The organism is Myxococcus sp. AM010 (genome assembly GCF_013372585.1).
Taxonomy (GTDB): domain Bacteria; phylum Myxococcota; class Myxococcia; order Myxococcales; family Myxococcaceae; genus Myxococcus; species Myxococcus vastator.
The window spans coordinates 1-21,402 of sequence record NZ_JABXEO010000101.1 but is presented as its reverse complement, the minus strand read 5'-3'; the positions used below and the strand labels follow the sequence as shown (position 1 = coordinate 21,402).

Here is a 21,402-nt window from a genome sequence, read left to right as displayed (position 1 = left end):
CGGCCCTACTTGCGCACCGGTGGAAGGGAGGAGCCCGGGGAGGCCGCGCCGCCGGACTCCGGCTTCATCCGCCGCGGTCCGGCGTCCCGCTCCCGCGCCTTCAGCACCGCGTGGGAGTAGTCCACCACCGAGGCGAAGGACAGCACGCCGATGAGCGCGACCAGGGGCACCACCGCGGGGGGAAACAGCAGCACGCACAGCAGCGTCACCAACTGCAAGGAAGTGACGGCCTTGCCCAGCATCCGCGCCTTCAGCTCGACGGAGCGCAACCCGGGCGCCAGGCGAGCGACGAAGAAGCCCACGGTGGTGCCGACGTCGCGCAGCACCAGCAGCAGCACCGCCACCCCGCTGATGAGCCCGTCCAGGTAGCAGACGAGGAGGGCCGTCACCATGAAGGCGCGGTCGGCCACCGGGTCGATGAGCGCGCCCAGCCGCGTGGCGAGCCCCCTGTGCCGGGCAATCCACCCATCCAGGAAGTCCGTGAAGGCGGCCAGCACCACCAGCCCCGCGCGAACCCAGGCATCCGGGACGAGGATGAAGGCCACCGCCAGGGGCAGCCGGGTCAGCGACAAGGTGTTGAGCAGCGCGAGGCTCGCCTGACGGCGCATACGACTCAAGGTAGTGCTCGGTCCCCGCCGCGCACGTTCCAGGGGCGGCGAGCGTTCAGCGGTAGACCCACCCCCGGGGACACAGGGCAGGCAGGGAGCGGCTGGATTCGAGCGGGCGTGAGGGAACTTCAGGCCCATGAGAGACCTCCAACCCGCGGCGCCACCTGTCGTGCCGCCCTGACTCCTGGAGATGGCTGCTTCGTGTCCGCGTTCGACTGTCCGCCGTGCCCGTCCTCCTCGTCCCTCCCCGCCACCGAGGGCCGCTTTCGTCCGTGGACCTGGACGCTCCTGTGGGCCTTGTGCCTGCTCCCTATGTCCGGGGGGGCCGCGGAGGAGGGCCAACCCCGGCCCGCGACGAAGGAGGAGCTGGCGCGCTACACATGGCTGCCGGCCCAGGCGGTGGTGCGCCCCTTGGAGGCCGCCGTGGCGCCGCCGGAGGGCTACACGCGGGTGCCGGTGGTGAAGGGCTCCTTCGGGGCCTGGCTGCGAGGCCTGCCGCTGCGGCCGGAGGGCACGCCGGTGCTCAGCCACCAGGGCGGGCGGATTCTGGCGGCGGGGGACGCGCGGCTGGCGGCGGTGGCGGAGCTGGACGTGGGCACCGCGAACCTCCAGCAGTGCGCGGACTCCGTCATCCGCCTCCATGCGGAGTGGCGCTGGGCCAGCGGCGCTCGGGAGCGCCTGGCCTACCGCTTCACCAGCGGGCACCTGGCGCAGTGGCCTCGGTACGCGGAAGGGGACCGGGCGCGGGTGTCGGGCTCGAAGGTGACGTGGGTGCGCGGCGCGGCCCCGGATGCCTCACGCGCCAGCTTCCGCGCGTGGCTGGACCTGGTCTTCACCTACGCGGGCACGCACTCACTGGAATCTCTCAAGGGGCGGCCCTCGCGCGAGGACGTGCGGCCCGGGGACTTCTTCGTGCTGGGTGGAAGTCCCGGGCACGCGGTGCTGGTGCTGGACGTGGCGGCCAACGCGAAAGGGGAGAAGGTGGCGCTGCTGGGGCAGGGCTTCATGCCCGCGCAGGACTTCCACGTGCTCTCCGCCGGAGGCGACACCGGACCCTGGTTTCCGCTGGAGGGCGAGGACGTGGTGACGCCCTTCTGGAAGCCCTTCCCCTGGTCCTCACTGCGGCGCTTCTGACCGCGGGCCTGGCTGCCTCGCCGGCCGTCCTGGGTGGAGCCCCCCGGCTTCACCTGGACGGCGCGGGGCGAGGCCTGGCCTCACGGTGCCATCACGAGTGGAGCGGCTGGCCCAGGCTCGGCTGCTGGGACGCGGCGGCCGCGGCGGCGGAGGCCTCCGGCTCACGCGTGAGGTACTGGATGAGGCTGTTCTCCTTGCCCAGGTACGTGTCGAACTGATTCACGCCGTCCTCCAGCAAGCCGGCCTGCTCGAGCTGCGCGTGCATGGCGGGCAGGTTGTAGAAGGGCACGGAGGGGAAGGCGTGGTGGGTGAGGTGCAGGTTCACGTTGAGCGGCGCGATGAAGAAGTTCTCCAGCGCGGTGCCCAGCACGTCGCGCGTCTCGCGCGTCTCGTCACCGGACGTCGTCTCCTCGATGGGGTGCTCACCCAGGGCGCGCATCCGGAAGAAGGCCATCATCACCGTCGTCGTCGGCAGCACCCACAAGAGCAGCCAGTGCAGCCACGCGCCCGTCGTCACCAGCACCGTGACGAGCGTGGCCACGTACAGCCAGTAGCGCAGGTGCTCGCCCGCGGAGATGCGCGGCCGGGCGCGGCCCACCAGGCGACCCCAGTACGTCCAGGGCAGCACCACCTTCAGGTGGTTGGGGGCGTACAGGCCTAGCGCGTCCGCCAGGAAGACGGCCGTGGCGCGCATCGGCGTGCGGGGGAAGTGCCAGGAGGCGTCCACCAGCTGCCCGGCCAGGTACGGGTCCCGCGCCGTATTCACGTAGCGGTGGTGCAGCATGTGCTCGTGCCGGTAGCCCGCCGTCGTCATGTTGAGCGGGAAGGCGCAGAGCAGGTCGCTGACCACGTCCGACACCTTGCGGTTGGACAGGAAGTGGTAGTGCGCCGCCTCGTGCATCAGCGCTAGCAGCGCGTGCTGCCGCGTGGCGATGAGGACGGCGGCCAGCGGCCAGGCCCACCAGCGGTCCACGAAGAGCACGAAGGCAAATGCCGCCACGATGACCAGCCACTGACTGGCCATGGCCCACAGCGCCCGACCATTGTTCACCTGGGACATCTCCCGGGTGATGGCCGCCAGCGCCTTGCGGTCAACTCGGTGCGCGAACTGAATGTCTGCCTCATCCACCACTTGAGCGTACATGTCGGGGGGCTCCTTCTGCTTTACTCGGAAGCAGGGTGTTCCTGGACTCTTTCGCGCGGAAATGGGTGGTGAGGCAAGAAAATTCTTTCTGCAATGCACGCATTCCAGAGTGAGCGTGCCTATTTGGGTCTTCTTGTACCCCGTGGGGGTCTGATTTGTCCCGCCTATTCACTCAAGGTGGGGTGGGTTTCTACCCTTCTTTGTAGGAAATCACCCGCTCCGGGGTGGAGGTCGCAGGCCTCCGGACATGAAAAGGGCCTGGAGACCGGTGTCGGTCGCCAGGCCCTGGTTCACAGCGGGGTGGGTGGGCTCAGGTGGGGGTCCACTCCACCTTCAGGTGCTTCATCTGCCGCAGCACCAGGCTCTGCCAGGTGCCGAAGTCCTGGCCGGGGACGAGCTTGGGGTCCGGCAGCCGGTCCAGGAGGATGTTCGTCGTGATGTCGAACTGGAGCCGGGCCAGGGGCGCGCCCAGACAGAAGTGGGTGCCGCGGCCGTAGGTGAGGTGCTGGGGCACCTTCTCCCGGTCCACGTCCAGCTTGCTGGCGTGGGGGCAGAGGGCTTCGTCCCGGCTGCCCGAGGCGAAGAGGAGCAGCAGGCGCGCGCCCGCGGGAATCTTCACCCCGCTCAGCTCCACGTCCTCCTTCGCGGTGCGAATCATGGCGTGGGAGACGGAGTCGTAGCGGCTGGACTCCTCGAGGAACTTCGGCACCAGGGCGCGGTCGTCGCGCAGCCGCTGCCACAGGCCATGCTGCAGGGCCACCTTCCAGGCGTTGGCCATCAGCGCGGTGGTGGACTCATGGCCGGCCGACAGCATGGACGCGCCCACGGCCATGACCAGCTCGTGCATGCTCAGCGCCTCGCCGTCGCTCTCCACGGCCACCAGGTAGCTGGTGAGGTCCTCCTGGGGGTGCTTCTTCCGGTCCTCGATGAGGCGGATGCAGTACTGCTGGAACTCGATGACGCCCCTGGCCATCTCCGGCTGGAGTTCGGGGGCCACGTACTCGAAGACGAGCTGCTGCCAGTCCGAGCTCCAGCGCTTGATTTTCCAGACGTCCTCCTGCGGCACGCCCATGACGCCGAGGATGACGTGGACGGGCAGGGGCCAGGCGAGCTGCTGCACCAGGTCCGCCTGGCCGTCCTGGGCGAAGCGGTCCACCAGGGTGGTGGCCATCTGCTGGATGAAGGGGCCCATGCCGGCGATGCGCTGCGCGGTGAAGCCCCGGTTCATCAGGCGGCGCAGGCGGGTGTGCTCGGGCGGGTCCATGCCCAGCAGCACGTGCGCGGTGGGGAAGCCCTGGTCCAGGATGGCCTTGGCCTCGTCCGTGAGGTGGGTGCCGCTGCCCAGCATGTCCCGGTTGGAGTACTGCGCCGGGCTCTTCAGCACCTGGGAGATGTCCTCGTAGCGGCTCACCAGCCACATGTTCAGCATGGGGCTGAAGCTGACGGGCTCGTCCTTGCGAAGCTGCTCGAAGAAGGCGTGTGGGTCCTCCGCGTGGGGGCCGGTGAAGGGGTTGTACTGGGCGCCCAGGTGGGGGCAACGGCCCGCGGATGCGTGGGCGGGAACTCCGGTCTCTTCCTGCTTTTGCGCGGACACGGGCATGGCGGGCTCGCCAGACGAGCGCGGCCCCCCGGCACGCGGTTCGTCTGCAACGGGTGGAGTGGCAATGGAGGGGCCAGGCCCCTACAGGCGGTGCGTCAGGGGTGCGGGGAGCCGGCGAGGAACGACCGGGCGGGATGGGGCTCCCCTAGTCCGCCTATACAACGAATTCTGGCTTTATTGCCAGCAAGGGCGCATTTTTTCATTTTCACTGGTTTTCAGTGCTGACGTTTGATTCCAGTAAAAATGCATCCTGCGCCGGACGGTGCGTGGAGGTTCACTTGGAGAGTGACTTCCGGGCGGGCCGCGGGCACACCTGGAGCGTGCCCACCGGGTGGTGGTGGGCGGGGCTCCAGGGCTTGGGGGGAAATGGGGCGGAAGCTCAGCCCAGCTTCTTCTTGTGCTTCTGGCGGTGCTGCGCCACCCAGGCGCGCGCTTCGTCGTGGTCCTTCACGAAGGTCGTCTCGAAGCGCGCCTTGCCGGTGAAGAGCATGCCCAGCGCGATGACCTTGCCGAAGGTCTGCTGCACCACGTCCGCGCCGACGTACACGGTGCCCTTGAACCAGTCCGCCTTGCCGTTCTCCGACAGGTAGCGCCGGGGCTCCGCGCCCAGCTGGGACTGGCCGATGTCGGCGATCAGGTAGTAGGGCCCGTATTGCTGGGCAATCTCCCCGTACACGTCGACCGCGCGCTTGATTTCCTCCAGGTCGATGGGACCGATGAAGGTCGCCTGTACGACGTCGGGCGCCTCATAGCGCACCGAGTGGGCACCGAACTTCCATTCCAGTTGCTGCATGTCACTCCCTCCAGAAACCCTGGTGAGCATAACGCCCACCAGGGAATAGCGCGAGATGCATGCCTGTCAATTTGGACGTGGAATTCCTGACCCACTACCCTGCTTTGCTCTTGAGCCGGAGCCGGTGCTGAGCCACCCAGGCGCGGGCTTCGTCCTGCGTCTTCACGAACACCGTCTCGAAGGTCGACTTGCCGGTGAAGAGCAGCGCCAGGGCAATGGCCTTGACGAAGGTCTGCATGACGATGTCGGCGCCGACGTAGATGATGGCGTGAAACCAGTCGGAGCTGGCCTTCTCCGACATGTACCGGCGGCCGGCCGCTTCGAGCTGCGAGCGGCCGATGTCCGCGATGAGGTAGTACTGGCCGTGGTCGGTGGTCGTCTGGTGGTAGAGCGTCACCGTCTCCTTCACCTCGTCCAGGGTGATGAGGCCGTTGAACTCGGCGACCAGGGTGTCCGGCTCCTCGAAGTGGGCCCGGTGGGCTCCGCACTGCCAATCCCGAGGCTGCTGTTTCATCGCTTCCCCCTCCCAGTTGTTCCTGCCTGGGTGAGAATACCGCTGAGGCAGCGTCCAAGCGAATCGTGGCTCTCCCTTGGTTCATGATGACTCACCGGGCGTGATTGGTTTTGCGGGACACGCCTGGAGGTCTGGAAGGTTTGTTTTCATTCAGTGCGCCAGACTTCCGGGGTGTTGACGCGCGGACCGACCTGGATTCCCGGGCTTGACGGGGCGGGGTGTGGCTGGAGTCATGCCCGCGCATGAGACGCGTCTCCACCATCGTGCTCGCGCTGGGCCTCGTCGTGGGCCTGGCCATCTGGGGCTGCCGGCGGCAGGACGCGTCGGGCGAGGCGGGGGGGCGCACGCGGTTGGTCTTCAAGTATCAGCCGCTGTGGGGGCCGCCGGAGCCGTTCCGCGAGCTGCTGGCGCGCTTCGAGCGGGAGAATCCGGGGGTGGAGCTCATCACGGAGGCGCTGCCCAACGCGTCCGACCTGGCGCACCAGTTCTTCCTCACGGCGCTGGAGGGCGGGGCGCGGGACTTCGACGTGCTGGTGGCGGACGTCGTCTGGGTGCCCGAGTTCGCGCGCGCCGGCTGGATTGCGGACCTGTCCGCGGAGTTCCCGCCCGAGCGGCTGCGTGAGGACTTCTTCCCCGGCCCCGTGGAGGCCGTGGTGGTGGAGGGGCGCACGTACGCGGTGCCCTGGTACCTGGACGTGGGGTTGCTCTACTACCGCACGGACCTGGTGCCGCGCGCGCCGCGCACCTACGCGGAGCTGGAGCGCTTCGCGCGCGAGGCGATGGCGAAGACGCCCGGGCTCCAGGGCTACGTGTGGCAGGGGCGGCAGTACGAAGGCCTGTCCTGCAATGTGTACGAGGCGCTGTGGGGGCATGGCGGCCGGGCGCTGTCGGAGGAGGGGCGGGTGCTGCTGGATGACGCGCCCGCGCGCGAGGCGCTCGCGTATCTGCGAGGGCTGGTGGAGCGCGGGGTGTCGCCCGCGACGGTGACGGGCTTCTCGGAGGAGGAGTCGCGGCGGGTGTTCCAGGAAGGGCGCGCGGTGTTCATGCGCAACTGGCCGTATGCGTGGAGCGAGGCGCAGAAGCCGGACTCGCCCATCCGCGGCAAGGTGGGCATCGCCCCGCTGCCGACGGTGAGCGGCGCGCCTGGCGCGGGGGCGCTGGGCGGGTGGCAGCTGGCCGTGAATGCCCATGTGTCGCCAGCGCGGCGGAAGCTGGCGGCGCGGCTGATTGCGCACCTCACGTCCCCGGAGGCCAACCGGGTGCTGGCGCTGAACTACGCGCGCAACCCGCCTCGGCCCGCCGTGTACCAGGACGCGCGCCTTCGCGACGAGGCGCCGTTCATCGCCGGGCTGCTGCCCATGGTGGAGCGCGCGAAGCCGCGGCCGGTGACGCCGTACTACAACCTGATTTCGGATGTGCTCCAGAGCGAGTTCTCCGCCGCCGTGGCCGGGCTGCGCACGCCCGAGGCCGCGTTGAAGCGCGCGCAGCGGCAGGTGGACCACCTGACGGGGGAGGGGCCATGAGCCGGCGGGGGAGCATGGCGCGAGAGCGGCGGCAGGCGTACCTGCTGGTGGCGCCGGCGGTGCTGGTGCTGGGGGGCGTGGCGCTGTACCCCATCCTGGCCGCGGTGTGGCTGAGCATGCACCGCTTCATCCTCGTCTTCGGCGAGCGGCGCTTCACGGGGCTGGAGAACTACGCCTACCTGCTGGGGGATGCGCGCTTCTGGGCGGCGCTGGGGAACACGGCGTACTTCACGGCCGTCGCCGTCACGGTGGAGCTGCTGCTCGCGGTGCCGCTGGCGCTGCTGCTCCAGCGGGCGTTCCCGGGCAGGGGGCTGTTGCGCGCGTCGGTGCTGGTGCCGTGGGCGATTCCCACCGTGGTGAGCGCGCGGCTGTGGGCGTGGATGTTCAACCCGGAGTACGGCGTCATCAACCGGCTGCTGCCCGGGCAGGACATCAACTGGCTGGGCGCGCCGGGGTACGCGCTGCACGCGGCCATCCTGGTGGACGTGTGGAAGACGACGCCCTTCGTGGCGCTGCTGGTGCTCGCGGGCCTGCAGGGCATCTCGGAGGACTTGTACAAGGCGGCGCGGGTGGACGGGGCCTCGCCGTGGCGGACCTTTGTCTCGATTACGCTGCCGCTGCTCAAGCCGGCGCTGCTCTTGGCGTTGCTGTTCCGCTCGTTGGATGCGTTCCGGGTGTTCGACGCCATCTACGTGCTGACGGAGGGCGGGCCGGCGAACACGACGGAGACGCTGAGCATCTACGCGTACAAGACGCTGATGTGCTCGGGGGACTTCGGGTACGGGAGCACGCTGTCGGTGGCGACCTTCCTGTGCGTGGTGTTGCTGGCGGCGGTGTGGCTGCGGCTCTTGGGGCGTGAGGAGGCGGCGCGATGAAGCGGCCCGGGCTGGGCACCGCGCTGGCGGTGGTGGCGTTCCTGACCTTCTTCCTGGGGCCCTTCTGCTGGCAGGTGCTGACGAGCCTGTGGCCGGATGGCGAGCTGACCCGGCCGTGGCCCTCGCACCTGACGCTGGAGAACTACGCGAGCGTCCTGTGGGGCCGGCCCTTCCTGCGCGTGGTGTTGAACTCGCTGCTGGTGGCGGCGCTGACCACGGGCTTCTGTCTCACGGTGGGGGCCGCCGCGGCGTTCGCCCTGGCGAAGCTGGAGTTCCGAGGCAAGGGGCTGCTGCTGAGCGCGGCGCTGGCGGTGAGCATGTTTCCGCCCATTGCCACGGTGAGTCCGCTGTACCTGATTCTGCGCACGGTGGGGCTGCGGGACAGCCTGGTGGGCCTGGCGTTGCCGTATGCGACGTTCGCGTTGCCGCTGACGCTGTGGGTGCTGACGTCGTTCTTCCGGGCGCTGCCCGACGAGCTCTACCGCGCCGCGCGCGTGGATGGCTGCACGCCGTTCCAGGCCTTCCGGCAGGTGCTGCTGCCTTTGGCCGCACCGGGACTGGCGACGACGGCGATTCTGGTTTTCATCTTCGCGTGGAATGAGTTCCTCTACGCGCTGACGTTCCTCTCCACGCCGGAGAAGCGCACCGTGCCGGTGGCCATCAGCCTGTTCGCCAGCGAGTACCGCGAGCCGTGGGGTGAGATTGCCGCGGCCTCCGTGGTGGCCACGCTGCCCCTGGTGGCGCTCACGGTGCTGTTCCAGCGGCGGATTGTGTCCGGGCTGACGGCGGGCGCGGTGAAGGAGTAGCGGGCGGGCTCAGTGCTGCGGCGCCGTGAGGATGGCGCGCAGCTCGGTGGCCGCGAGGTCTGGGGTGGTCACGGCCTTGTTGACGAGGGCTTGCAGGGTGGATGCGTCCAACTGCTCCAGGCGTTCACCGGCGTCGGCGGGGAAGGCAAGGCCCCGGGCCTCCGCGAAGGTCCGCAACACCTGACTCCATGCACGGGCTCGCTCCTTCGCGCGCTGCTCTTCCCAGAACGGTGAATCAATCATGATGTTCCTCAAGTGCTGACTGAGCCTGTCCTGCCCGAACCGGCGGGATGCCAGCGTGCCGAGTACCACGAGCAAGTCTAGGCGCTCCTCTGTCGAAAGGCTCGGTTCCTGCTGGATACGGGACTCCGCCCAGGCGATTCGCTCGGGGCCCGCGTTTGACTCCAGGACAGAGAGGGGCAGCAAGGCCGTGGCTGCCTGCAAGGTGGGCTGGCGGTAGTCCACCTCCCAGAGGCGTATCACCTGGAAGTCGAAGCGCAGCACGCGCATCCCAGCGCACTCGAAGCGATATGGCGGAGACGCGCCTTCGGCTTCCGGTACGAGGTAGATGGCGACAGGGAGTACGGGCAGTCTTTCCCGGCGGTGGATGCGGACCGTGTAGTCCAGCAGGCGCTCCGCGAAGTGTGGGTCCGCCTGCGCCTGGATTTCAACGTCCACCGCGAAGCGCACACCATGGGCTTCCACCACCAAGACGGTGTCCGCGCGCCGCTCGGATTGCGGGAGGCTGGAGTCCGCCATCCGGATGAAGGCCGGTGTCTGCCCACCGAAGAGGAGCAGCAGGAGTTGCTCGGGGTGGCCTTGCACCAGCCTGCGCAGGATGAGGTCGAAGACGGAGGTCATGAAGTGTGGAGACCCTAAGGGTAGGGTCTGACATGCGTATCTCCTCGGGTTCAGGCGGGGTGTGAAAGACCCTGGCCTGGACGATTCAAGGGCTGGACTGAAAATGCCCCTGTGGCGCAGGCTCCGCCGTCTTGACTCAGCCTGCTCAATCCCAGCTTGGTCCCTATCGGCTGCTGCGCCTGCTCGGCAGCGGTGGCATGGGGGAGGTCTTCGCGGCCGTCCACGAGCGCGTGGGCAACCCGGTGGCCTTGAAGGTGCTGTCTCCCTCCGCGGCAGAGGACCCGCAGCGCGTCGCGCGCTTCCTTCAGGAGGCCCGGGCGCTGGCACTGCTCGAGCATCCGGGCGTTGTCCGCATCCTGCACTGTGATCGTGTCGGCGACACGGTGTACCTGGCCATGGAGCAATTGCAGGGACAATCGCTCCGGCAATGGATGCAAGCGCAGCCGAACATCCCAATGGCAACCGCGCTGGCCCTCTGCGCGCAGGTGGCTGCCACCATGGTGGACGTCCACGCGCAGAACATCGTCCACCGGGACTTGAAGCCAGAGAACCTCTTCCTGTGCCCGGACGCTTCGCTGGCGTCTGGATATCGCGTCAAGGTGCTGGATTTCGGCATCGCCAAGGTTCCGGAGGGACAGGCGGACCTGCTGTCCACGCAGGTCCACACGCACGAAGCCACGCTCATCGGGACGTTCCGTTACATGGCCCCCGAGCAGCTCCTGAGCGCCGCGAAGGTGGATGGGGCCGCGGATGTCTACGCGTTGGGAGTGGTCCTCTTCGAGCTGCTCGCGGGCCGCCCACCCTTCGACGCGGAGGAGCCGGTGCTGGTCATCGCCGCGCATCAGCGTGAGCCGCCGCCGCCCTTGAAGCAGCTCGCGCCAGCCGTGCCCATCGGGCTCGCGTCGTTCATCGCGGACATGCTGGAGAAGCAGCCCGCGGCGCGCCCCGACATGAAGCGTTGCCGCGCCGTGTTCGAGCGCGCCTGGGCGCTGGATGCGGACGAGTGTCCGGTTCCTGGCCTCGCGCCCTTCACGGAGGCGCACGCGGAGCTCTTCTTCGGACGGCAGGTGGAGGTGCGCGGGCTGCTCGAACGCCTGGAGGAGGCGCGCCTGGGCACCCGACGCTGGGTGCAACTGGAGGGACCGAGTGGGGTCGGGAAGTCCTCGCTCATCCAGGCCGCGCTGCTGCCGGCGCTGAAGACGCTGTCCGCCAAGGCGGAGCCGCGATGGCGCATCGCCATCATGCGACCGTCGGACACGCCGCTCCGTCACCTCGCGGAGGCGCTCGCCGCCGCGTATGCGGACGTCGCCGCCGCCGGGACGCGCGATGGTATCGAGGCCTCCCTTCGGAGCGGCCCGGTCGCGCTCCACGACTTCGTCACGGCGCATACACCCAGCGATTGCCGCCTCCTCCTGGTCCTGGAGCCGATGGAGGAGTTGTTCACGTTGAGCAGCGCCGAGCTGGCGGCAATGGACGCGTTGCTCGCGGCCGCGCTGGCCGCGCCTGAGACGCCGCTGCGGCTCTTCACGAGCCTGCGCAGCGACTTCATCCACCGGCTCGAGCAGATGCCTTCGCTGCCGCACCACCTCCACGCCGCGGCGCGCTTCCCGCTGTTGCCCATGGGGGACGAGGCCCTGTCACAGGTCGTCCAGGGCATGGCGGGCCGCGCGAGGCTGCGGCTCAGCGAGGGGCTCGCCGAGCGGATGGTGCAGGATGTCCGGAGCCAGGGCGGGCGCCTCCCGCTGCTGGGGCATACCTTGCAACGCATGTGGATGCTCAGCGGTGGCGCTCCGCTGACACACCAGCACTACGAGCGGCTGGGGGGCGTCGGTGGGGCGCTGGCTCACGACGCGGAGGCGCTGCTGGAGCGCCTGGGGGAGGAGGGCAAGCAGCGCGCGAAGTGGCTCCTCCTGGAGTTGGTGCAGGTGGGGCGCGGCACGCCCGATACCCGGCGGCCCCGCTCCCGGAAGGACGTCCTCGCGGCGTCGGGAAACGACGGGCTCGCCGAGGAGGTGCTGCACCGGTTGTCCGGAATCCCCCTGGGCCCGTCCCCGGCGGAGCCGCCCGGGCTCCGGCTCATCGTGCTCTCCGGGGAGCGCGACCCGGCCCTCCAGCGCGTGGAGCTGGTGCATGAGACGCTGCTGCACCGGGTGCCGTCGCTCGTGTCCTGGCTGGAGCAGGAGCGCGTCGTGCTGGAGCGGCAGTCGGACCTGGAGGGCGTCGCGAATGCCTGGGAGCAGGCGCGCCGGCCGCGGGAGGGGCTCCCCACCGGGACGTTGCTGGAGCACTACCGGCGCGGGTTCGACTCACCGGGCCGTTGGGACACCCCCGCCCTCAGTCCCCGCGCGAAGGACTTCCTCCGGGCGGCGGAGCGGCTCTCACTGCGCCGCGTCCGTGCCCGGCGACTCCTCATGGGGCTGGCGGCGCTCGCGGGCCTGGCCATCCTCTTCTACGCGGTCCGGGCCGAGCAGGAGCGGCGGCACGCGCAGGCGAACCTCCAGCGCCTCGTCAAGGTGGCCGACGGCATCTCAGCGCAAGCAGACTGGGACCTGAGCCGGCGCGCGCACACGCTGGACATCCGCCGGGCCATGCTCACGCAGTTGGACGCGTCCTTGAATGAGTTGTCGATGGACGAGCAGGCCCAGCACCAGGTCCGGCTGGCGGCCGTTCGCGTCGCGCACCGCATGGGGGACGCCGCCTACTACGCCGGCTCCCTCTCCGATGCGGAGCGTCGGTTCTCCGAGGCCCGCCGCATGATGAGGGTGGCGGGGCTCGCCGACGACGACCTGCAATGGCAGCTCGCGCTCAATGACTCCAAGCTGGGGAAGGTCGCCATGGCGCGCGGGCAGTGGGCGCGGGCGGATGCGCACCTGCTGGCCTCCTTGCGGCACATGGAGGCCCAGCCCCAGGCCGGGAAGAAAGCCGTTGATGTCCGGCGCAGCCTCGCGGTGAGCCTGTCCGAGCACGCGGAGCTCCGGTGGGCGGAGGGGCGCGTCCGCGAGGCCGCGGCGCTCCTGGACCGCGCCAGCTCGCTGCACGCCCAGAATACCGGCCGCCCCTATGACGAGGCGCTGCTCTCGGTGGTCCTGGCGCAGCGTGGTGAGTTGGCCATCGAAGAGGGCGCGTTGGGGGAGGCCGAGGCGGTGGTGGCTCGCGCGTTGCGGCTTGCGCGGAGCGCGCGCGCGGCCCGGGGCGGCGAGGCGTTCTACCTCTGGCCGTTGGGGAGCGCCCTGGTCGCGGAGGGTCGCCTCCACGCGGCGGCGGGTCGCCTCCGGGAGGCCGAGGCGCGCTACGCGGAGGCACAGCGGCTGGGACAGGCGTTGCTGGATGGCGAGCCCCCCAACAAGCGCTATGCCCTCATGGCGGCCAGCGCGCTTCAGGGGCACGAGGAGGTGTCCGCCGCCCTGGGTCTGGATGCCCCGCGCGCGGAATCCCGTGAGGGACGGTGTACCCTGGTGCGGCGATTCCTGGCGCAGGACCCGGAGGACGTGCGCTTCCAGGCCCTCACTTGTGAAGACGCGAAGCCGTTGAGAGGGGGACGTGATGATTCCGCCATCCAATGATGAGGCGTCGTTCGAGGAGTTGCTCCAGCGGGCGCGGGCCGGCGAGCACGCGGCGATGGACGCGTTGTTCCGGAGGAGCTGGAAGGCCTTGGAGCGGCACGCGGCCAAGAGCCCCGCGTTGGGGCTCCAGGGGGCCACGCGTCCGTCGGACATCTTCCAGCAGTCCGCCTTGCGTGCCTTCGAGAAGCTCTTGTCCTTCCGTGGCCAGACGGAGGGCGAGTGGAACGCATGGCTCAAGCAGGTCGTCTTCACGCAGTCCCTGGACGTCGTCCGCGCGGAGGTGCGCGAGGCGAAGCACGTCCCCGGGGGGAGGGCCTCCGGCGCGGAGGAGGTCGAGGCCATTCCCTCGGATGAACGGACACCCAGCCAGTTCACCGCCCGGCGAGAAGAATGGCGGAGGCTGCTGTCAATGCTCGCGCACCTGCCGCAGGAGCAGAGCGAGGCCTTCTCGCTTTGTTGGTTGAGGGAGTTCACCGTCGAGGAGGCCGCGCAACAGATGAAGAAGTCGCATGCCGCCGTGTCGTCGCTGCTTCAGCGGGGCATGAGCACGTTGCGGCGGCGGATGCGGGAGGACGGGGGGCCGCTCCAGGATGAAGCCGAGGTGAGCGCCGCGCTGGAGGCGTATTTCCGCCGACGGGACGCGGGAGCGCCGCTGGACCAGGAGGCCTTCATCGCGGAGTACCCGGACTGCGCCGGTTCACTGCGCGAGGTCCTGGACTTCGTGACGCGGCTGCGTCCGTACACGCCCGCCATCAGCCCTTGAGCGAGGCGCGCCCGCCATGTTGCCACCAGGGACCCAGGCCGGGGAGTACCGCATCGAACACCGGGTCGCGGTGGGGGCGACGAGCGACGTCTACGAAGGCCGCGACGCCCAGGGCGGGCAGGTCGCCATCAAGGTGCTCGCGGCCCGGTGGGGCGTTCACGCGGAGCTGGTGGCGCGCTTCCTCCAGGAGGCGCAGTCACTCCTCGACTTGAGACATGCCCACCTGGTGCGCGCGCTGGCCTTTGGCGTCATTGACGCGCGGCACCCCTACCTGGTCCTGGAGTGGCTGCCCAGAGACCTGGAGCAGGGGCTGGCTGGCGCGGGAGGCCGCTTCGAGGTCCCTGACTGCGCGCGGGTCGTGCACCAGCTCGCGGAGGCGCTGTCCCTGCTTCACGCGCGCGGGTGGATTCACCGGGACTTGAAGCCGGCGAACGTGCTCCTCGCCTGTGACAGGCCCGGCGCGCTGGACGTCCGGCTCGCGGACCTTGGGCTCGCCAAGCGGGTCGCCGAAGCCTCGGGCGTGGACTCCGCATTGCCGCTGTCGACCGCGGAGGAGGCCATGTTGGGGAGCCGGCACTACATGGCGCCAGAGCAGTGGGTGAACGCCAAGCGGGTGGGGCCCGAGGTGGACGTCTATGCCCTGGGCATCCTCTGGTTCCAGATGCTGGCGGGTGCGCTCCCTTTCCCTGGCGAGGCCGAGCACGAGCTGATGTTCCGGCATGTGATGGACCCTCCTCCCATCCAGCGGCTGGAGGCCAGCGCGCCCCGCGCCACCGTGGCGATGGTCGCGCGGATGCTCGACAAGGTGCCCGGGCGGCGTCCTCCGCTGGCGGAGGTGCTCGCGCTGACCGCCGGTCCGGGCTGAGCGCGCCGCGCCCACTGGGAAATCACGCTGGCCGCGATGCCTTTTCCGCGCCGGGAGCGTCCTCTGGAGGAGACGGAACAGGAGGCGCCACCATGTGGAGCGTAGGTGAGGCATTGGAGCGGTTCATCAGCTCGTTGGAGCTGACGGAGGGACAGCGGAGCGAGGTCAGCAGGCAGCACACCCTGGTTCGCGAGGAGCTGAGCCGGAGGCTCGCCGGCTGTGAGACGTCCTTTCTGTCGGGCTCCTACAGCCGGAGCACCGCCATCCGGCCGCTGCATGACATCGACATCTTCACGGTGGTGGGGCGGGCCGCGTCCACATCGCCGGAGACGCCGGACGCGGCGCTCAAGCGGGTGCGTCAGGCGCTCCACGCCGCCTGGCCGAACAAGGAGCTCGCCATCCTCCAGCAGCACTCGGTGCACCTGGGGTTCACCGGGACTGGCATCGAGTTCGATGTCGTTCCTGCCTACCAGCACCCCTCTCAGGACCACTACCTCATCCCCGAGCGGAACTCGGGACAGTGGATTCGCACCAACCCACGAATCCACAAGGAGCTGAGCACCGCGGCGAACGAGCGGGCGGGCAAGAAGCTCAAGCCGCTCCTCAAGGCCGTGAAGCACTGGAAGCGCGAGCATGACCTCCGTCTCCTGGGGTCATTCCATGTGGAGGTGATGGGCTACGAGGCGTTCCCTCGTGCTCCCGCGGGCTACCTGGAGGGGCTTGAAACGCTCTTCGCCTTCTTGGCTAGCCGCGTGGACCGGCCGGTCCGCGACCCCGCCGGGTTCGCCAAGGCCGTGGACGAGCGGATGACCGGCGGGCAGCGGACAGCCGCGCGCAATGCGCTCCAGGGCGCGGCCAGGGAGGTGCGGCTCGCGCTGAGCGAGCGCGACGCGCGCCCGGAGGAGGCGCACAAGCGGCTCCGGAAGCTCTTTGGCGAGGCCTACCGGTACCGCTGACGCGGGGGGGGCCGGAAAGTGAACGGCGCCGCGATGGGCTCCCGCGCATTTTCGCGTCCTCTCTGGTGAGGCCCCTTCCAGGAGCGGACATGCGGAGCGAGGACATCCCCATCAACCCGAGGACGCGCGCGCTCATCGTGCGCTACGAGCAGGACCGGCCCGTCATCGAGGCCACGGCGCGGGACACCCTGATTCGGTACGGCCAGGAAGGAGACCGTGACGTGGCCTCCGTCGTCCTGCACCCGTATGACGCGGCCCGGGCCGCCCGGAGCCTCCCGGGGCAGGACTGGAGCGAGTCCTTCAGCGAGCACGAGCGCTTCGCGGCGGCGCTGCTCAAGCGGGAGGCGGAGCTGCACCTGGACCACCTCCCCATCCACCTCTTCGGCTGCGCGCCCCTGGCGCTGATGCTCGAGCTGGCCTCGCGGCTGCCGCGCCGGCCCGTCTGCGTCTATCAGCAGGCGCCGGATGGCTCCTGGTCGCTGGGGTACGACCGGATGGCCGCTCCGTCGGCGGAGGACTTCTTCCAGGTGGAAGGACTGCCCTCTGGCCGTCAGGGAGGAAGGGGCCACGTCCTGCTGGTCGTCGAGGTGACGCGGGCCATCCGGGACAACGTCCGTTCAAAGGTGGCGGCGTGGCTGCCAGAGGCGTCCATCCTGACGACGGTCTGCCTCCGCCCCGTGACGGGGCCGTCTCCCACGGCGGTCCAGAACCCGGGGCAGGTGACGCGCGCGGCGACGCAGCTCCGGGAGGTGCTCGACACGCTGCATGAGCGGCTGGATGGCGCTGAGTCCGTGGTCCTGGCCATCGACGCGCCCGTCAGCTTCGCGGCGGCGCTGGGCACGGTCGTCAATCCGACCACGCAGCATCCCCTGACGCTCCTCCACTTCAACGCGGACCGGCAGGGCTATGAACGGGTTCATGTCATTCGTGCGGTCCGCGCAGTGGCGCCTCGGAGCCCCACCGCGGACGACAAGCTCAACGCCATGCGGGTGCTCCGGGAGGTCCAGCGGGTCCACAAGGAGCTGGTCTCCTGGCTCAAGGAGCCCGAGCAGCAACCCTTCGTCGAGCACATCGACGGGCAGGCCTACCTGCGCAGTGAAATCGAGGACGACCCCGCCTACGAGCCCACGCCGCTCTTCCGCCATGGCGCGGGGAAGTGGAAGCTCGACTGGGAGCTGCTGCTGGGGCTGGGGGCGCTGCGCGAGCGGCTCCAGTCGCAAGAGGACTGGAAGGAGTGCCTGCGGCTGTTCCTCATCCACGAGGCCTTCCATGTCCGGCAGGGCGGGCTGACGTCGTACAACTACCGCGGCATCGGCAGGGCGGGCTTCGTACTGGAGGCCGCCGACTACGACGCGGACGCGGTGGGCGTCGAGGTGGCGCTGGCGTGGCGCAAGGCCAGGCAGGGCGGCACCGTGAAGGACGTGGGCTCGGTGAAGACGCTCGAGTCCATCGTCTGGAACTCGCTGGAGATTCTGCGCGTCTTTGAACCCGAGCGTCCCGTGCGGGAGCTGGCCGAGCGGAGGCTGCGCCGCTACCTCATCTGGCTCTTCCACGCGTGCCGGTTCTCGCAGCTCGCGCTGCGCGCTCCAGACGCCGAGGTGCGGGAGGAGCTGGAGCGGGTGACGGTGGAGCTGGTGGGGCTGCCGGCCTTCCGTGACCCGCACGAGAGCTACTTCCAGCAGCGGGTCCGGTTGTCGCTGGAGGACTCACGCGAGGAGGTGATGTTGGCGCTCTACTTCCGACACCGGCTGGTGCGCCTGGACAACGCGCGCGCCTGGGTGGAGGACCTGCTCCAGGCGCTCCGGGAATGGGAGGCGCCTCCCCGCGAGGAGCTCCAGGACCGCCTGCGGCTGCTCTTCGAGCGGCTCTTCGTGAGGCACCCGGAGCTGGTTGCTCCTCGGCTCGCGGGCGCGCGGTAGCCGCGCGCCTTGCAAGGCACGGTGGGGCTGACGCTCACCGTGCGTGCTCACACGCCTTGTTCACGCTGTTGCCCACTCTGCTGACACGGGAGCGTCATGCCCTCGCTGGACCTGCCTGAACCTTCTTCAACCGAAGCCAGCCACTTGCGGCGGCGCTCGGCCTCGGCGCCGAGGCTGGAGTCCTTCATGTTGGAGCTGAAGACCGTCACGCCCATCCTGGGCGGAGGGCCTGTGGCGCGCAGCGCGGAGCTCCCCTCCGTGGACATCATCCGCGTCCCCACCGTGCGCGGGCACCTGCGCTTCTGGTGGCGCGCACTGTATGGCCATGCCTACGTCGCGGGGGGCTCGGAGGCGCTGGCGCTTCGGGAGCGGGAACTCTGGGGCGGCATGGGGCGGGCCGGGAATGCGTCTGATGGCGACGCCGCGCGTGCCTGGCGCTCCCAGGTGGAGCTCCGGGTGACGGAGGTCCGGCCCGCGGGCGCGGACACGGGGAAGATCGACCTCGGCGCCCCGCACGCCTATGCGCTGTGGCCGGCTCGCAACGGCAAGCAGGAGGCGGATGTCCCTCGCTGGAAGCCGGGCCTCCGCTTCAAGTTGGAGGTGACCGCGCCCGAAGGTGACGCCATGGCACAGGTGCGCAACGCGGTCCGCGCCTGGATTCTGTTCGGTGGCTATGGCTCTCGCCCCCGGCGTGGCTGTGGCTCCGTCTGTCTGGAGCCCTCGGCCCCCGACATCACGCAATGGCTGCCGGCTTCGGCGGACCGGGCTTCGTTGAGGCGCCTCTTCGGAGACGTGCCGCTCTTCTCTCCCGAGCTGGCGGAGCACCCCTGTGACCTGCCCTTGCTCAGGGGCGCGCAGCTCTTCCAGGGAGGCGCGAGCACGCGGCAGCGCGACGGCGAGAAGGCCTGGCTGGCCGCGCTGGGCTGGTTGCGTGAGTTTCGTCAGGGCACGCAGCCCGTGTCCTCCGGAGACGCCGAGCTGTTGGGCGTGGCGAGGAGCCCTGGCCAGGGGAAGCGCGCGGGCCGCTCCAACTGGCCCGAGGCCGACAAGCTTCGCCGCTTCGCGCGGGCGTCCCGTCAATCCAGAAGCGCGGGCAATGCCTATCCACAGGTCCACGCGCCGCGCCCACAGCACTCGGCGACGCCGGCGTGGCCACGCGCGGGCTTCGGGCTGCCCATTGTCTTCCATTTTCAGCAGAAGCGGCGCGAGGGCGGCGACTACCAACCCAAGGAGCCGGATGACGTCCAGCTCCAGTGGCAGCGGCAGGTGGGCGGCCAGTGGGAGCAGATGGACCGGCTCGCGTCACCGCTCATCGTCAAGGCCTTGCCGCTCGCGGATGGCCGCTTCGAGCCCATCGCGCTGTGGCTGGAGCGCGGAACACCCAACGGAGGCCACGTCGTCATGACGCAGTTCAAGGACGCCGTCCCGCTCACCCGCGTGCCCTTCGCACGCGCGTTTCGTGCCCAGGACGACCAGCCCCTCTTCAAGTCACTCCAGCGCGCGGACAACCTCCGCGACGCCTTCTTCATGTGGCTGAAGGAAACCCGCAAGGCCCAGGAAGCGTGAGCCCATGAAACACGTCCTCGTCCTCAAGGTGGGCCCGGTGCAGGGCTACATCGCGCAGGCCCGCCGCACGCGGGACCTCTGGTACGGCAGCCAGGTCTTGTCGAACCTGGCCCGGGAAATGGCCGTCTCCCTGTTGGAGTCCGGAGCCACGCTCATCTTCCCGCACCCGGACCAGGCGCGGGACTCGCGCGCCGGGGTGGCCAACAAGGTCGTCGCCCTGGTGGAGGACGCGCCGGAGCAGGCGGCCCGGCGCGCCAGGGAGGCGGCGAAGTCCCGGCTGCGGGCCGAGTGGGCGCGCGTCTTCAAGGCGTGCCAGTCCCTGCTCATCCCGGACGCGGAGGCGCTGGCCGCGGAGCAGTTGGACACCTTCCTGGAGGTCCACGCCGCCTGGGCGCCGGTGGAAGACACACCCACGGGCTACGCCGCCGCGCTGGTGGAGGCCGAGCGGGCCCTGGAGTCCCGCCGGGGCCTGCGCGAGTTCGCGCCGTGGAAGCAGCGGCCACCGGAGGGGACGCACAAGTCGAGCCTCGACGGCGCCCGTCCGTCCCTGCTGCGCCGGGAGCGCCAGGCGGGCGGCCCCTGGCGCGATTTCCGCATTGGCCTGCGCGAGGAGCTGGACGCGCTCGGCGTGCTCAAGCGCGCGGGAGGCCAGCCAGGTCAGTTCGTGCCCGTGCCCTCCATCGGGTTGGCGGCCTGGCTCCAGGCGGCGGAGGCGCGGCACCCGGAGCTGCTCGCCCGGCTCCGCGCCGAGTGCGAGGCGCGGGGCTTCCAGCCCGTGCGCGGGAAGCGGCGGCCCTGGGTGGACGCCTTCCCCTTCGATGGCCAACTGCTGCTCCCCGAGCGCTGGCAGCCCTACTTCGAGGAATACGCCGTCCCGGAGCCTCGGGCCGCCGCCGCGCGTTTCGGACGTGATTACGTGGAGCCGCTGCGCAAGGCCATGGGCTTGGACGCGGAGCCCTTCCCCTACGTGGCGTGCCTGGTGGCGGACGGGGACAGGATGGGCCGCGCGCTGGAGGCGCTCGCGTCGCGGCCTGACGGACACCTGGCGCACCAGCGTGTCTCCCAGGCGCTCGCGGACTTCACCCGGAAGGCGCGGGCCCTCGTCGAGGCGCAGCACCGGGGCGTGCTCGTCTACGCGGGTGGGGACGACGTCCTCGCGTTCGTCACGCCCATGGACGCGCCCGCGTGCGCTCGGGCGCTGGCGGTCGCCTTCCGTGAGTCCCTGGAGGGGGCGCTCGTAGGCACGGGGGCCACGGTGCCCACGCTGTCGGTGGGGCTGGGCATCGGCCATGTCCTGGAGAGCCTGGGCGAGCTGCTGAACCTGGGGCGCCGCGCGGAGCGCGCCGCGAAGCAGGCGGGCCGCGACGCGCTGGCCATCCTCGTGGCGAAGCACGCTGGCCGGGAGCGGCTGTGGACGGCGCCCTGGGGCTCCAACCCCGTGGGCCAGTTGGAGACCGACGTGGCGCTGCTCACGCGCGACGCGCAGCCGCTCCCCCTGGGCAAGGTCCACGAGGTGGAGGCCCTCGCGCGCCGCTTCCCCGCTGACGGCGCCGCTGCGCCTGGGATGATGGAGCTGCTTCGCGACGAGGCCCGGCGCATCCTCGCCCGCGCCGAGGCGGGCCGCGCGCCCGCACCGCTCACCCCAGAGGCCGTGGGGCTCGAGCTGTCCTCCGCCATGGCGCCGCGGGAAGCCCTGGAGCGCTGGGCGTCGCGGCTGCTGGTCGCGGACACCTTCGCTCGCGCGGGGCGCGGGCTTGCTTCAGCACAGGACAAGGATGGTGCGAGGTAACCGTTCAGGGCTGGTGTTGAGGCCGGCGTCGCGGTGTGCAACCCGTGGCGGATGCGGACGAAACTCCCTGCGATGCTGGAATCGAAGATTGAACGGCTGGTCCACGAGTACCTGGTGGAGCAG

Annotated in this window: 17 protein-coding genes; 11 read left to right on the top strand and 6 right to left on the bottom strand. The window is 70.1% G+C overall.

Annotated features, from left to right (window positions below):
• Positions 1–5: 5 nt before the first annotated feature.
• Complete coding sequence (locus HV826_RS31715; RefSeq protein WP_176420804.1) at positions 6–608, bottom strand: CDP-alcohol phosphatidyltransferase family protein; 603 nt, start codon at positions 606–608, stop codon at positions 6–8.
• Between the two features lie 117 nt (positions 609–725).
• Between HV826_RS31715 and HV826_RS31710 the strand changes: the two genes are divergently transcribed.
• Entirely contained in the window at positions 726–1,742 is a 1,017-nt protein-coding gene (locus HV826_RS31710; protein ID WP_176420803.1) for a DUF4846 domain-containing protein, read from the top strand.
• 91 nt (positions 1,743–1,833) lie between these two features.
• On the opposite strand, the gene HV826_RS31705 is transcribed toward HV826_RS31710, so the two are convergent.
• The 4 genes from HV826_RS31705 to HV826_RS31690 form a co-directional block, all read right to left on the bottom strand.
• Complete coding sequence (locus HV826_RS31705; protein WP_176420802.1) at positions 1,834–2,886, bottom strand: fatty acid desaturase family protein; 1,053 nt, start codon at positions 2,884–2,886, stop codon at positions 1,834–1,836.
• 310 nt (positions 2,887–3,196) lie between these two features.
• A complete protein-coding gene (locus HV826_RS31700) occupies positions 3,197–4,486 on the bottom strand; it encodes a cytochrome P450 (protein WP_176420801.1) in 1,290 nt (429 codons plus the stop codon).
• Between the two features lie 379 nt (positions 4,487–4,865).
• On the bottom strand, positions 4,866–5,279 hold the full coding sequence (locus HV826_RS31695; protein WP_176420800.1) for an STAS/SEC14 domain-containing protein: 414 nt from the start codon (positions 5,277–5,279) through the stop codon (positions 4,866–4,868).
• A gap of 94 nt (positions 5,280–5,373) precedes the next feature.
• Positions 5,374–5,793: an STAS/SEC14 domain-containing protein gene (locus tag HV826_RS31690; protein WP_176420799.1), complete on the bottom strand. Its 420-nt coding sequence runs from the start codon at positions 5,791–5,793 to the stop codon at positions 5,374–5,376.
• A 242-nt stretch (positions 5,794–6,035) separates the two neighbouring features.
• On the opposite strand from HV826_RS31690, the gene HV826_RS31685 reads away from it, so the two are divergent.
• From HV826_RS31685 to HV826_RS31675, 3 genes are read left to right on the top strand one after another with little or no spacing between them, the layout of a single operon-like run.
• Positions 6,036–7,316: an ABC transporter substrate-binding protein gene (locus HV826_RS31685; RefSeq protein ID WP_176420798.1), complete on the top strand. Its 1,281-nt coding sequence runs from the start codon at positions 6,036–6,038 to the stop codon at positions 7,314–7,316.
• Complete coding sequence (locus HV826_RS31680; RefSeq protein WP_176420797.1) at positions 7,313–8,191, top strand: carbohydrate ABC transporter permease; 879 nt, start codon at positions 7,313–7,315, stop codon at positions 8,189–8,191. Before HV826_RS31685 ends, HV826_RS31680 begins: the two co-directional genes overlap by 4 nt.
• Positions 8,188–8,997, top strand: coding sequence for a carbohydrate ABC transporter permease (locus tag HV826_RS31675; protein WP_176420796.1), 810 nt, complete (start codon positions 8,188–8,190; stop codon positions 8,995–8,997). Before HV826_RS31680 ends, HV826_RS31675 begins: the two co-directional genes overlap by 4 nt.
• Before the next feature lie 9 nt (positions 8,998–9,006).
• On the opposite strand, the gene HV826_RS31670 is transcribed toward HV826_RS31675, so the two are convergent.
• Positions 9,007–9,858 carry a hypothetical protein gene (locus HV826_RS31670; protein WP_176420795.1) on the bottom strand — a complete coding sequence of 284 codons (852 nt, stop codon included), beginning with the start codon at positions 9,856–9,858 and terminating at the stop codon, positions 9,007–9,009.
• A gap of 131 nt (positions 9,859–9,989) precedes the next feature.
• On the opposite strand from HV826_RS31670, the gene HV826_RS31665 reads away from it, so the two are divergent.
• The 7 genes from HV826_RS31665 to cas10 all read left to right on the top strand — a co-directional run bounded on the left by HV826_RS31665 (position 9,990) and on the right by cas10 (position 21,279).
• Complete coding sequence (locus HV826_RS31665) at positions 9,990–13,421, top strand: serine/threonine-protein kinase (protein WP_255217517.1); 3,432 nt, start codon at positions 9,990–9,992, stop codon at positions 13,419–13,421.
• On the top strand, positions 13,402–14,184 hold the full coding sequence (locus tag HV826_RS31660) for an RNA polymerase sigma factor (protein ID WP_176420794.1): 783 nt from the start codon (positions 13,402–13,404) through the stop codon (positions 14,182–14,184). The genes HV826_RS31665 and HV826_RS31660 overlap by 20 nt, the downstream gene beginning before the upstream one ends.
• 16 nt (positions 14,185–14,200) lie before the next feature.
• Positions 14,201–15,049, top strand: coding sequence for a serine/threonine-protein kinase (locus HV826_RS31655; protein ID WP_176420793.1), 849 nt, complete (start codon positions 14,201–14,203; stop codon positions 15,047–15,049).
• A 92-nt stretch (positions 15,050–15,141) separates the two neighbouring features.
• Complete coding sequence (locus HV826_RS31650) at positions 15,142–16,005, top strand: nucleotidyltransferase (RefSeq protein ID WP_176420792.1); 864 nt, start codon at positions 15,142–15,144, stop codon at positions 16,003–16,005.
• A gap of 89 nt (positions 16,006–16,094) precedes the next feature.
• Positions 16,095–17,924, top strand: a complete 1,830-nt coding sequence (locus HV826_RS31645; protein ID WP_176420791.1) for an SAVED domain-containing protein — start codon at positions 16,095–16,097, stop codon at positions 17,922–17,924.
• A gap of 186 nt (positions 17,925–18,110) precedes the next feature.
• Positions 18,111–19,490 (top strand): type III-B CRISPR module RAMP protein Cmr1, encoded by a 1,380-nt coding sequence (cmr1, locus tag HV826_RS31640; protein ID WP_255217516.1) that lies wholly within the window; start codon positions 18,111–18,113, stop codon positions 19,488–19,490.
• Positions 19,491–19,494: 4 nt separating this feature from the next.
• On the top strand, positions 19,495–21,279 hold the full coding sequence (gene cas10, locus HV826_RS31635; RefSeq protein WP_176420789.1) for a type III-B CRISPR-associated protein Cas10/Cmr2: 1,785 nt from the start codon (positions 19,495–19,497) through the stop codon (positions 21,277–21,279).
• Positions 21,280–21,402 lie beyond the last annotated feature (123 nt).